The organism is Bacillus mobilis (assembly GCF_001884045.1).
GTDB lineage: Bacteria > Bacillota > Bacilli > Bacillales > Bacillaceae_G > Bacillus_A > Bacillus_A mobilis.
Genome location: NZ_MACF01000116.1, coordinates 1 through 11,959 on the forward strand (window position 1 = coordinate 1; position 11,959 = coordinate 11,959).

Annotated in this window: 12 protein-coding genes and 1 pseudogene; all 13 read left to right on the forward strand. The window is 36.8% G+C overall.

The window, feature by feature from the left end:
* A partial coding sequence (locus BAQ44_RS18630; RefSeq protein WP_145925752.1) for an RNA-guided endonuclease TnpB family protein occupies positions 1-368 on the forward strand: 368 nt, incomplete at its 5' end.
* Between the two features lie 83 nt (positions 369-451).
* Positions 452-772, forward strand: a pseudogene (locus BAQ44_RS18635) (ArsI/CadI family heavy metal resistance metalloenzyme); the annotation flags it as partial.
* Positions 773-790: 18 nt separating this feature from the next.
* Complete coding sequence (gene arsB / locus BAQ44_RS18640; protein ID WP_071722836.1) at positions 791-1,831, forward strand: ACR3 family arsenite efflux transporter; 1,041 nt, start codon at positions 791-793, stop codon at positions 1,829-1,831.
* Positions 1,832-1,856: 25 nt separating this feature from the next.
* The gene (gene arsC / locus BAQ44_RS18645) at positions 1,857-2,261 is read left to right on the forward strand and encodes an arsenate reductase (thioredoxin) (RefSeq protein ID WP_071722838.1); all 405 of its coding nucleotides are present in this window, start codon (positions 1,857-1,859) and stop codon (positions 2,259-2,261) included.
* Positions 2,262-2,397: 136 nt separating this feature from the next.
* Positions 2,398-3,228, forward strand: coding sequence for a GNAT family N-acetyltransferase (locus BAQ44_RS18650; protein WP_071722840.1), 831 nt, complete (start codon positions 2,398-2,400; stop codon positions 3,226-3,228).
* A 56-nt stretch (positions 3,229-3,284) separates the two neighbouring features.
* The gene (locus BAQ44_RS18655) at positions 3,285-4,286 is read left to right on the forward strand and encodes a phosphotransferase enzyme family protein (protein WP_071722842.1); all 1,002 of its coding nucleotides are present in this window, start codon (positions 3,285-3,287) and stop codon (positions 4,284-4,286) included.
* Positions 4,287-4,590: 304 nt separating this feature from the next.
* A complete protein-coding gene (locus tag BAQ44_RS18660; RefSeq protein ID WP_071722844.1) occupies positions 4,591-5,601 on the forward strand; it encodes a LacI family DNA-binding transcriptional regulator in 1,011 nt (336 codons plus the stop codon).
* Between the two features lie 53 nt (positions 5,602-5,654).
* Positions 5,655-6,086, forward strand: a complete 432-nt coding sequence (fucU, locus tag BAQ44_RS18665; protein ID WP_071722846.1) for an L-fucose mutarotase — start codon at positions 5,655-5,657, stop codon at positions 6,084-6,086.
* Positions 6,087-6,145: 59 nt separating this feature from the next.
* The gene (locus BAQ44_RS18670; protein WP_071722848.1) at positions 6,146-7,651 is read left to right on the forward strand and encodes a sugar ABC transporter ATP-binding protein; all 1,506 of its coding nucleotides are present in this window, start codon (positions 6,146-6,148) and stop codon (positions 7,649-7,651) included.
* A 34-nt stretch (positions 7,652-7,685) separates the two neighbouring features.
* On the forward strand, positions 7,686-8,690 hold the full coding sequence (locus tag BAQ44_RS18675; RefSeq protein WP_084669566.1) for an ABC transporter permease: 1,005 nt from the start codon (positions 7,686-7,688) through the stop codon (positions 8,688-8,690).
* A gap of 47 nt (positions 8,691-8,737) precedes the next feature.
* On the forward strand, positions 8,738-9,733 hold the full coding sequence (locus BAQ44_RS18680) for an ABC transporter substrate-binding protein (protein WP_071722850.1): 996 nt from the start codon (positions 8,738-8,740) through the stop codon (positions 9,731-9,733).
* A gap of 53 nt (positions 9,734-9,786) precedes the next feature.
* Positions 9,787-10,437 carry a class II aldolase/adducin family protein gene (locus BAQ44_RS18685; RefSeq protein ID WP_071722852.1) on the forward strand — a complete coding sequence of 217 codons (651 nt, stop codon included), beginning with the start codon at positions 9,787-9,789 and terminating at the stop codon, positions 10,435-10,437.
* A gap of 27 nt (positions 10,438-10,464) precedes the next feature.
* Positions 10,465-11,958, forward strand: a complete 1,494-nt coding sequence (locus tag BAQ44_RS18690) for a rhamnulokinase (protein ID WP_071722855.1) — start codon at positions 10,465-10,467, stop codon at positions 11,956-11,958.
* The last annotated feature ends 1 nt before the right edge of the window (position 11,959 follow it).

Here is an 11,959-nt window from a genome sequence, read left to right on the forward strand (position 1 = left end):
AAATCTCAACTGAAATCATCAAAAACCACGATGTTATCGGTATAGAAGATTTGCAAGTATCGAATATGTTAAAAAATCATAAGTTAGCAAAAGCGATTAGTGAAGTATCTTGGTCACAATTTAGAACGTTGCTAGAATACAAGGCAAAATGGTATGGAAAACAAGTCATTCCGGTATCCAAAACATTTGCTTCAAGCCAATTATGTTCTTGTTGTGGGTATCAAAATAAAGACGTTAAGAATCTAAATCTTCGTGAATGGGATTGTCCTGCGTGCAATAGTCATCACGACAGAGATATTAACGCAAGTATCAATCTTAAAAATGAAGCTTTAAGGCTTCTAACCGTAGGAACTACGGGGATAGCCTAATGAATTAGAAGCCACTAGGCTTCTGTACTTAGGAATCTCCCACTTCAAACAGTCCGTAAGGACGTTAAGTGGTGAGTAGTTCAATAGAGACGCCAGGACTTAATTTCACGCTAAACGTACGAGATGAAGTGAAGGGAAATCAGGTAAATCATTTCGGTTTCCAAGTGGATACAGCTGAAGAAATTACGTTACATAAAGAAAGATTAGAAAAAGAAGGTTTCTTTGCGCGTGATGAGATGGATACGACTTGTTGCTATGCGGTTCAAGATAAGTTTTGGGTAACGGATCCTGATGGGAACGAGTGGGAATTCTTTTATACAAAAGCACAGAGTGATGTTCACAAAATAGAAGAGTCATCTTGTTGCACGACTTCTAACGTAGTAGAACAAAATTCTTGTTGTTAATAGGAGATGGAAAATAAAATGAAACGTTTATCTTTTCTAGATCGATATTTAACACTATGGATTTTTCTAGCTATGGCTGTTGGGATTGGTTTAGGGTTTGTATTTCCTAGTGTAGTAGACGGACTGGATACATTACAAGTTGGAACAACGTCTATCCCGCTAGCTGTCGGTTTAATTGTCATGATGTATCCACCATTAGCAAAGGTTCGTTACGAGGAAATGGGCCGAGTATTTAAAGATGTAAAAGTATTGGTTTTATCTTTAGTACAAAACTGGATTATCGGACCTGTACTTATGTTTGTTTTAGCAATTATTTTTCTTCCGGATAAGCCAGAATACATGGTCGGACTCATTATGATTGGTTTAGCACGTTGTATTGCAATGGTAATTGTTTGGAACGACCTTGCAGATGGGGATAAAGAGTATGCAGCAGGTTTAGTGGCTTTTAACTCCGTATTCCAAATGCTTTTCTTCTCCGTTTATGCATACGTGTTTGTAACAGTCATTCCAGAATGGTTAGGAATTGAAGGGGCTATTGTCGATATTACAATGGTAGAAGTGGCAAAATCCGTATTTATCTACTTGGGAATTCCTTTTATAGCAGGTATGCTGACACGCTTTGTACTCGTTAAGTTAAAAGGAAGACAGTGGTATGAAAAGGTGTTTATACCTAAAATTAGTCCACTTACATTGATTGCATTGCTATTTACGATTATCGTTATGTTCTCTTTAAAAGGGGAAATGATTGTTAGCGTACCATTAGATGTAGTAAGAATAGCAATTCCGTTATTAATCTATTTTATTGTCATGTTTTTTGTTTCTTTCTTTATGGGAAGAAAAATTGGTGCAAACTATCCAGTGACTACAACGTTAGCATTTACAGCAGGTAGTAATAACTTTGAGTTAGCGATTGCAGTAGCAGTTGGTGTGTTTGGTATTCATTCAGGCGCAGCATTTGCAGCTGTTATCGGGCCATTGGTTGAAGTACCTGTAATGATTGCACTTGTAAACGTCGCTTTTTGGTTTAAGCGAAAATATTTTAGTGATCAACCAGTATAATTTAAAAACAAAGGCGGAAAACAACATGGAAAACAAAAAGACAATTTATTTCTTATGCACAGGAAATTCATGCCGAAGCCAAATGGCAGAAGCGTGGGGCCAACAATATGTAGGGGATAAGTGGAATGTATATTCTGCAGGTATTGAAGCACACGGAGTAAATCCAAATGCTATTAAAGCGATGAAAGAAGTAAATATCGACATAACAAACCAAACATCGGATATAATTGATGCAAACATTTTAAATAACGCTGACTTAGTCGTTACCCTTTGTAGTCATGCAGATTCTGTTTGTCCGTCGACACCTCCCCACGTAAATCGTGTTCACTGGGGATTCGATGATCCAGCAGGAAAAGAATGGTCTGAATTTCGACGTGTTAGAGATGAAATTGGAGAACGTATAAAGCGATTTTCTGAAACAGGAGAGTAAAATAAAGAGTCAATCTTCTATTGTATAGGAGATTGGCTCTTTTTTATTGATTTAAAGCAACTATTAAAATGAATAGAGAATATTCTGTCATGATGGTAAAGTTAGAATAGAGCAGTTTCAGGGAGGGGCGTAACGTATGATTTCTGAATTGAAAAAGGATGATTATTATAAATGTAACAGTTTACTAAATGAAAAAGGGCAATTAGAAGTAAAGGCTGTAATTGCAGGAGTGAATCCTGGTCGTATATTTGTAGATAACATGACTTCTCCTAATTCGGGACTCATTTGGTTAGGGAATAATGATGGCTTCTTCTTTATTGGAGATGCTGAAAATGAAAAATTTAATAATGAAATGAATAGCTTTATTGATAATGTAATAATACTTGAGGCTAGAAAGGTTGGACTAACTTGCTTTGAAGGAATCGGTAATCATTCAAAGTGGAATAAAACAATCGAAAAAATATTTCACGATCGTGAATTAAAGAGTTGGAATCAAAGAGTGTATACGCTAAAGAAAGAGGATTATGAGGGTAATCATGAACCTAAAATTGAACAAGGGTATACAGTGATAAAGATGAGTAAAGCTCTCTATGAAAATCAAGGGAATGTATTGAAGAATGTTGAATTTTTACAATCAAAAATTTTAGAGTTTTGGTCCTCACCTGATGAGTTTTTTAACGAGGGAATAGGCTATTGTATAGTTTTTGACAACATGATTGTAAGTGTTTGTTTTTCGGGGTTCGTCTTTGACAATATACACTGTATAGATATTGAAACGATAGAAGGTCACCAAGGTAGAAAATTAGCGCAAACGATAGCTCATAATTTCGTAAAAGAGTGTTTGGAGAATAATATTATTCCATATTGGGACTGCATGGAATTAAATAAGCCTTCTATGGCCGTTGTAGAAAATGTAGGTTTTACAAATGTGTTTAATTATGTAGGTTATTATTTTCCTTTTGAGTAAATGAAGTATATGTTACAAAACTATCATCGAGGTTTTTTACATGTAAGGAGAATAGGATGAAACAAATAATAAAAGATATATTAATAAATTATTTTAAAGAAATTCATACATTAGTAGTAGAAGAAGAACTACATAAGAATAGTTGGCATACAGATTTGCATTATAAAATCATCGTAAATGGAGATCGATATTCCGCAAGGTTTATAAATAGCGATCGAACAAGCAATCCGGCCTTTGGGACGTTATCAAATGAACAATTGAAAGAGCAAGTACGCTTTACGTATTATTTACGAGAGCATGGAATTCCGTTTATGCAGATTAAGGAGAATAGGGCGGGAGAGTCATTTACATGTGTCACTTGGAATGAGGAACAGTACCGCTTTGTATTGTCTACTTGGATGGAAGGGAAACATATTACTTATTGTACAGAAGCGATTGCAGAAGTCTTTGGAAAGGAAGCAAGAAAGATACACGATATTGCTAGTACGTTTCAAAGCTCGACTTTTCAAAAGAAATCTCATTTAGATGGATATGGTGAGTTTATAAAGCTATTAGAAAATAAGGGTGGTACATGCCAGGAATTGCGAGGATATATGGATCTCGCTAAGCATCATATAGAATGCGCACATACGAGTGATTTGGAGTTTATTGTGCAAACGGATTTAAATCCTTTAAATGTCATATGGGATGCAAATCAATGTGTAAAAGGAATTATAGATTTTGAATCGATTGGATATATTGATCGTATGGAAGGACTAGCCTTTTTAATAAAATGGTATTCCCGGACAGAAGGAATAGAGTCACATGTAGTATGTTCGGAAGTTGCTAGAGCATTTTTAAAAGGGTATGGAGCTAGTAACATTTTAAATTCAAATGCATGTAAAAGACTTTCTTCACTACTATGGTTATCCGGTAGTCTAAATTGGAACTTTGTTAAAAAGACGTTGAGTCTAGTAGATGACGAGAGTGAATTAGTAGAACATTTGAGAGTTTATAACATAAGGGGAGAAAATCTATCTGTATTAGTAAGTAGAGAAAGAGCCAACTCACACGAGTAGGCTCTTTCTTTTTATGTACTACGAATCTTCGTAATAGAACGATGTTGCGGCATTCCTTCCATAGAATATAAGTGTGAAAAACGCACATTTCATCATAAAAAATGATCTTTTTCACACTTTACAGGTTATCTGATGTATAGTCGTATTTTTTATGAAAAAAATGTTTTAAAAAGTGTTGAAATATTTTGAAAATTAAATTATTATTATCCATGTAAACTACTAAGTAATCGTTTACATGGATGAATTAAGGGTTTAAACGAAACTGAAGTAAACGATTTCTTGAAAACTTAGAAAGAGTGATGAAATGGCTAAGTCTACAATTAAAGATGTTGCAATGGAAGCAAATGTGTCTACAGCTACAGTATCTCGGGTGTTAAATGAAAGCGGATTTGTAAGTGACGACATTAAAGATCGTGTTTATTTAGCTGTGAAAAAACTTAATTATCAACCGAATGCGATTGCTAGAAGTTTAAAGCAAGATAAAACATACACGATTGGTGTTGTGATTCCAGATATCACAAACCAGTATTACATGACAATTTCAAAGGCGATTGAAGATATTGTACAGCAAAAGGGCTATAACCTTATTTTTTGTAGTAGTCATGAAAATCCTAAAAAAGAGGATAAATTGTTGCAGCTACTAGTAGAACAACGGGTAGATGCGATTGTGTTGGCGACTGCTGGAGGTTGTGAAGAAAGAGTAAGAAGTATTCATCAAGCCGGTGTACCAATTGTTTTAGTTGACCGGACTGTTGAGATTGGAGGTCCAAAATTAGATTCGGTTATAGAAAGTAATTTTGAAAGTGCTTATACATTAACGACCTATCTTTTAAAACAGGGGCATAGATCGATTGGTCTTGTGAATGGATTGTTGAGCGTTAGTACAGGTAAAGAGCGCTATGAAGGATTTCAAAAAGCTTTGGAAGAGTTTGGTGTTCAGGAAGATGAGAATTATACGTTTAATAGCACTTTCACAAGAGAAGGTGGAATGAAAGCAGTTGATTATTTTCTTAATTTCACTGAGAAACCGTCAGCTATTCTAACTTTGAACAATGAAATGGCATTCGGTGTTCTTCTTGAATTAACGAAGAGAGGATACTCAGTACCAGAGGACATAGTGGTAGCTTCATTTGGTGATGTGGAAGCAGCGCAATTATTACGAGCACCTGGGATTATATCAGTAGCGCACAAACCATATGAAATGGGAGAAAGAGTAGGTGATATTTTACTAAAGCGTTTAAATAATGAAGAAGGTCCTTTTAATGAAATATTTACACCGAAATTACTAATAGATGCACAAAGTGTAAGTAGTTAAAACGATTAGGAATGGTGCTTTTCGTTCAGATAAAAACCAGAAGGGAGATAGAAATGCTAAAAGGAATACCGAAAATAATTAGTCCAGATTTAATGAAAATTCTTTTAGAAATGGGGCATGGGGATGAGATTGTGTTAGCGGATGGAAATTTCCCCGCTGCCTCTTGCGGGGCGAAGCTCATCCGGTGTGAAGGGCATGGGGTCCTTGAAGTACTACAGGCAATTTTACAATTCTTCCCGCTCGATACGTATAGTGATCATTCCGTTTCATTAATGAAGGTTGTAAAAGGAGATCCTACCACGCCCGTCATTTGGGAAACGTATGATGCAGCGATTAAACAATATGATACTCACTTTGATAGTTTTGAGATGATTGATCGCTTTGCATTTTATGAGAGAGCAAAGAAGGCTTATGCAATTGTTGCAACGAGTGAGAGTGCTCTTTATGCCAATATCATTTTAAAAAAGGGCGTGGTTACGGATTAGCAAAGTATGAAACTCATATATTGTTTCATTTAAAAAATCATAGGGTAGTAGGTGATGGGATGAGTGAAGTGCTACTGAAAATGGATGGAATTAGTAAAGCGTTCCCTGGTGTGCAAGCGCTTTCTAACGTGCGGTTTGAATTAAAAAAAGGCGAAGTTCACGCACTTTTAGGAGAGAATGGAGCTGGGAAATCTACATTAATGAAAATTTTAACAGGTATTTATCAAAGGGATACTGGAACGATTGCGTACGAAGGAAGAGAAATTGAGGTTCCTGATACAAAAGCAGCACAAAGACTAGGGATCAGTATTATTCATCAGGAACTTAATTTAGCTCCGCATTTAACAGTTGCTCAAAACATTTTTATTGGAAGAGAACCGAAAGGGTTATTTAATCTTTTTTTAGATGAAAAAGAACTAAATAACAGGGCGAAAAAACTATTTGAAAGGTTAAATATTCATTTAGACCCAAGAGAATTGGTAGGAGATTTAACAGTTGCGAAACAACAAATGGTGGAAATCGCTAAAGCTCTTTCCTTTGATTCAAAAGTATTGATTATGGATGAACCAACCGCAGCCTTAACGGATACTGAAATCGATTCATTGTTTGTTATGATTCGGAAATTACGAGGGGACGGTGTAGGAATTGTTTATATTTCTCACCGTATGGAAGAGCTAAAGAAAATTACGGACCGTGTATCGATTATGCGAGACGGTACATACGTAGGAACGATGAACACGAAGGATGCAACGATTGAACAAATTATTTCTATGATGGTTGGAAGAAAAATTGATAACAATCAAAAACCAGAAATGAAAGAGAAAACGCGAGAAAAAGTGTTTGAAGTGAAAAATTTAAAGAGAGGGAACACGATAAAGGATGTAAGTTTTGAACTGTATAAAGGGGAAATCGTTGGCTTCGCTGGATTGATGGGAGCTGGAAGAACGGAAGTAGCCCGTGCCATATTTGGAGCCGATCCATTAGATTCAGGGGAGATTTTCATAAATGGAAAAAGGATGAGTATAAAAAGCCCGACGGATGCAGTACAACATGGAATTGGCTATTTGTCCGAAGATCGAAAACAGTTTGGGCTTCTAGTTGGGATGGATGTCAAAACAAATATTGCAATGGCATCCATGAAAGATTATGTAAAACCTCTTGGCTTGATGCATGTATCTAAAATTGATGAACAGTCTGAGGAATTAATTAAAAGGTTAAAAATAAAAACGCCATCAGCTAATCAATTGGTGAAAAACCTTTCAGGTGGAAATCAGCAAAAAGTAGTTATTGGCAAGTGGTTGACTAGAGATTCAGATATCTTAATCTTTGATGAGCCTACACGCGGAATTGATATTGGGGCAAAAGACGAAATTTATAAGTTACTACACGATTTAGCTGAGCAAGGAAAATCTATCATTATGATTTCCTCAGAACTTCCTGAAATTTTAAGAATAAGTCACCGTGTAATTGTCATGTGTGAAGGAAAGATAACTGGAGAATTGAAAAATGATGAAAAAGCATCGCAAGAAGCGATTATGACGCTTGCAACAAAACGAATTATGTAATGAATATTAACGGATGATAAAGGAGTGAACAGGAATGGAAATGCCAAAAGCAGTAGAGTTTCCGGTTGAAGGGAAGTTGAGGAAAGGGATGAATTCAAATGCTCTTCAGCAGCTTCTAGCATTTGCAAGTTTAATCGTACTTGTTTTCATTTTTTCAATTGCTTCAGCTAATTTTCTGCAATTTGATAACATTATAGGAATCTTTCTATCGACAGCTGTTACAGGCATCCTTGCTTTAGGGGCAACGATGATTATCGTAACAAGTGGAATTGATTTATCATGTGGAACCGTACTGACGTTGTCTTCGGTTATGACAGGCGTTTTTGCTGTCAACTTAGGTTTACCGGTTTGGGTAGCTGTTATCGGAGGCATTTTAATAGGTGCCGTAGTAGGTTTGATTTCTGGAGCTGCGATTGCAAAATTGAAGATTCCACCATTTATTGCAACGTTAGCGATGATGATGATCGCGAAAGGATTGGCACTCGTTATTTCGAAAGCGACTCCAATCTATTTCACTTCTATACCGAGTTTTAACAAAATTGCGATGGGTTCTATTATTCCTGGTTTTGCTATTCCGAATGCAGTTTTCATCTTTTTTGGAATGGCTATTTTCGCAAGCTTAATTTTAAATAAAACGATAATCGGAAGGTATACATTTGCACTAGGAAGTAACGAAGAAGCAACTCGTCTTTCTGGAGTGAATGTAGATAAGTGGAAAATAATTATCTACATGATTGCAGGTGTTTTTACTGGTGTTGCAGGGATTATAATGGCATCTCGTTTAAATTCTGCTCAGCCTGCTTTAGGAGCAGGATATGAATTAGAAGCAATTGCGGCAGTCGTTATCGGAGGAACGTCTTTAAGTGGTGGTAAAGGAACAATTCTTGGAACTGTAATTGGTGCATTGATTATGAGTGTGTTAACAAATGGTCTACAAATCCTTTCAGTGCCGCAAGAATGGCAAACAGTAGTTGTTGGAGCTGTTATCTTATTAGCAGTTTACGCAGATGTGTTGCGAAACAAAAAAGCGAAGAATTAACTGAGATACTGTGTTTAATATAAAACAATATATAGGGGGAATTTTAGATGAAAAAAGCAAAAAAAGGCATCGTTTTATCGTCAATTCTCGCAATCTCAATGATTATGGGAGCGTGTTCTTCAAACAATGCAAGCACGGGAAGTAAGGATAGTAGTGCTCCTCCAAAAGATGACGGTAAACGTTATGTTGCGATCATTTCAAAAGGTTTCCAGCACCAGTTCTGGCAAGCAGTTAAAAAAGGGGCTGAGCAAGCAGCAGATGAATATAAGGTAAATATTACATTTGTAGGTCCTGAAACGGAAGCACAGGTTGATAAACAAGTGGAAATGTTGCGTAGCACACTTGATAAAAAACCAGATGCGATTGGTTTTGCTGCATTAGACTCTAAGGCTGCTCTTCCTTTATTAGAACAAGCAAAAAACAAAAAAATTCCGATTGTTGCATTTGACTCAGGTGTTGAGGGAGATATACCTGTAGCAACAGCTGCAACAGATAATAAAGCGGCAGCGGCTCTTGCAGCTGAGAAAATGGCTGGATTAATTGATGAAAAAGGGGAAGTAGCAGTAGTTGCTCATGATCAGACAAGTAAAACGGGTGTTGAACGCCGAGATGGCTTTGTAAATACAATCAAATCAAAGTATCCGAACATCAAAATTGTAGACATTCAATATGGTAGCGGTGACCAATTAAAATCGACTGACGCTGCTAAGGCAATTATGCAAGCACACCCAAATGTAAAAGGGATTTTCGGTACAAATGAAGGTTCTGCAATCGGTGTAGTAAATGCTGTGAAAGAATTGAACAAAAAGAGTGTCGTAGTAGTTGGCTTTGATTCTGGAAAACTACAAATTGATGCGATTAAGAGCGGAGTAATGGCAGGTGCGATTACACAAAATCCAATTGGAATTGGTTATGAAACTGTGAAAGCCGCTGTTGAAAACTTAGATGGGAAACAAGTATCAAAAACAATCGACACTGGTTTCTATTGGTACGATAAAAAGAACATCGATGATCCAAAAATTAAGGAAGTTCTATATCAATAAAATATAAAACGAAACTAGCGGTGCAAATAAGATAGAAACTGAGGTGTATAACATTGCAGAGTGTAATAAATGATTTGAAATTATATGCAAATAAGATTGTCCAAACTGGTCTTGTAGTAGGGGCAGGTGGAAATTTAAGTATGAGAGATGGGAATATCATGTATATCTCTCCTAGCGGTTTTGATTTGCAAGAGATAGAAGACAATCAGTGGGTACGTGTCGATATTGAAACTGGTGAGATATTAGATGATTTAAAACCATCTTCTGAAATATTGATGCATTTGGAATGTTTTCGTAAGCGTCCTGATATAACAGCTGTTTTACATGCGCATCCAAGCTATTCGGTAGGGGTATCATGTACTGGCCATACGATTCCGAGTCTATTCCCAGATTTTCCGGCAATGATTCAAAGCGTGGCTTATCTTGACTATATGATACCGACTACAGAAGTATTGGCTAACGCAGTATCGGGCGTGATTGAAGAAAATGATGTAATAGTAATGAGAAATCACGGCGTACTGACGGTCGGTAAAACGATGAAAGAAGCATATTTTCTGATGCAAATTCTAGAAGAAGCGGCAAAAGTATATACGATTGCATCAACAATAGGCGTGCCAAGAGTGCTTACAGAGGATGAATGTCACGATTTAAGAAATCTATCTTCCGAGAAATATAGATTACAACTATTAAAAGATGCGGAGTAGTTATATGTTTCTGAAGGGTGTGAATGAATGGAAAAAGTTTGGGCTTTTGATTTAGGTGCATCCAATGGGCGTTTAATGGTAAGTGGATTTGATGGAAAACGCCTTTATATTGAAGAGGTTCACAGGTTCTCCAATCGTCCGGTTTACGCAACAGGTCATTATTATTGGGATGTGTTAAGGATATTCCAGGAGATGAAAAATGGAATTGGTAAAAGTATTAGAAACGGACATAAATCAATTGAAAGTTTGTCCATCGATACGTGGGGAGTTGATTTCGGGCTTCTATCTGAAACAGGTGAATTGCTTAGCAATCCGTATTCTTATAGAGATCCGCATACAAATGATAGCCTGAAGGAAATTACGGAAGTCATTCCGCCGAATGTTTTGTTCTCTCGATCGGGAGTTACACCAGCAGCCATTAATACGATTTGCCAGCTGTATACGATAAAAAAGAATAATCCAGATTTAATGGAAAAGGCAAAAACTCTTTTATTAACACCAAACTTATTGAGTTATTTATTTTCCGGTGTAAAGGCGAATGAATATACGATTAGTACAACGACATCGCTATTTCATATTCATGAGCACAATTGGGATACTGCCCTTATGACCGAGCTTAGCCTTCCTACAGAAATCATGGCAAATATTGTGATGCCAGGAACGACTCTTGGTCCGACGCTTTCTTCGATTCACAACGAATTTGGAATACAGCCTGTTAAGGTTATTGCTGGAACGGGACATGATACAGCCTGTGCTCTTGCTGCATTGCCTATAAAATCAGAAAATTCAGTATTTATGAGTTGCGGTACGTGGATCTTAATGGGCGTTCAAGTAAAAGATCCAATCGTTAATAAACAGGCCTTAGAATGGGGCTTTACAAATGAAGGAACAGCAGATGGCGAGTTCCGGTTACTCAAAAATATTATGGGATTATGGCTCATGCAAGAATGTAGAGCCGTTTGGGCAAAAGAAGGGACGATTTTTACTTACGAAGAAGAAGCAGAGTTGATTCGACATACAAAACCGTTTACACATTTCATAGATCCTGATGATCCTGCTTTCTTTAATCCAGAAAATATGCCGAAACAAATACGGGATTACTGTATAAAGAGTAGTCAACAGCCGCCTGAAACGGAAGGGAGTTTCCTCCGGTGTATTTTGGAGAGTCTTTCACTCAGGTATAGGTGGGTTTTAGAAAAACTAGAAGCTTTAACTGGAAGATCAATAGAGGTTATCCATATGGGTGGCGGTGGCATTCAAAATGATTTATTTTGTCAATTTACTGCAAATGCGACAAACCGCCCTGTTATAGCAGGACCGGTTGAAGCGAGTGCGATTGGAAATGCATTATCCCAATGGATCGCACTAGGGAAAATAAAAGATTTAAAGGAAGGTAGAGACATTGTTGAAAATTCGTTTCCTGTTAAACACTATCAACCTCAAAATCAATCAGAATGGCAGGAAGCATACGGCCGCTTTACCGAAATAATCGACCAAAATGTAATGAAAAAGGGGTTTTAAA

What these genes read in the sequence shown, in the direction of transcription:
- arsB (WP_071722836.1), top strand. Translation starts at nt 791, where the DNA reads ATGAAACGTTTATCTTTTCTAGATCGATATTTAACACTATGGATTTTT.
- arsC (WP_071722838.1), top strand. Translation starts at nt 1,857, where the DNA reads ATGGAAAACAAAAAGACAATTTATTTCTTATGCACAGGAAATTCATGC.
- BAQ44_RS18650 (WP_071722840.1), top strand. Translation starts at nt 2,398, where the DNA reads ATGATTTCTGAATTGAAAAAGGATGATTATTATAAATGTAACAGTTTA.
- BAQ44_RS18655 (WP_071722842.1), top strand. Translation starts at nt 3,285, where the DNA reads ATGAAACAAATAATAAAAGATATATTAATAAATTATTTTAAAGAAATT.
- BAQ44_RS18660 (WP_071722844.1), top strand. Translation starts at nt 4,591, where the DNA reads ATGGCTAAGTCTACAATTAAAGATGTTGCAATGGAAGCAAATGTGTCT.
- fucU (WP_071722846.1), top strand. Translation starts at nt 5,655, where the DNA reads ATGCTAAAAGGAATACCGAAAATAATTAGTCCAGATTTAATGAAAATT.
- BAQ44_RS18670 (WP_071722848.1), top strand. Translation starts at nt 6,146, where the DNA reads ATGAGTGAAGTGCTACTGAAAATGGATGGAATTAGTAAAGCGTTCCCT.
- BAQ44_RS18675 (WP_084669566.1), top strand. Translation starts at nt 7,686, where the DNA reads ATGGAAATGCCAAAAGCAGTAGAGTTTCCGGTTGAAGGGAAGTTGAGG.
- BAQ44_RS18680 (WP_071722850.1), top strand. Translation starts at nt 8,738, where the DNA reads ATGAAAAAAGCAAAAAAAGGCATCGTTTTATCGTCAATTCTCGCAATC.
- BAQ44_RS18690 (WP_071722855.1), top strand. Translation starts at nt 10,465, where the DNA reads ATGGAAAAAGTTTGGGCTTTTGATTTAGGTGCATCCAATGGGCGTTTA.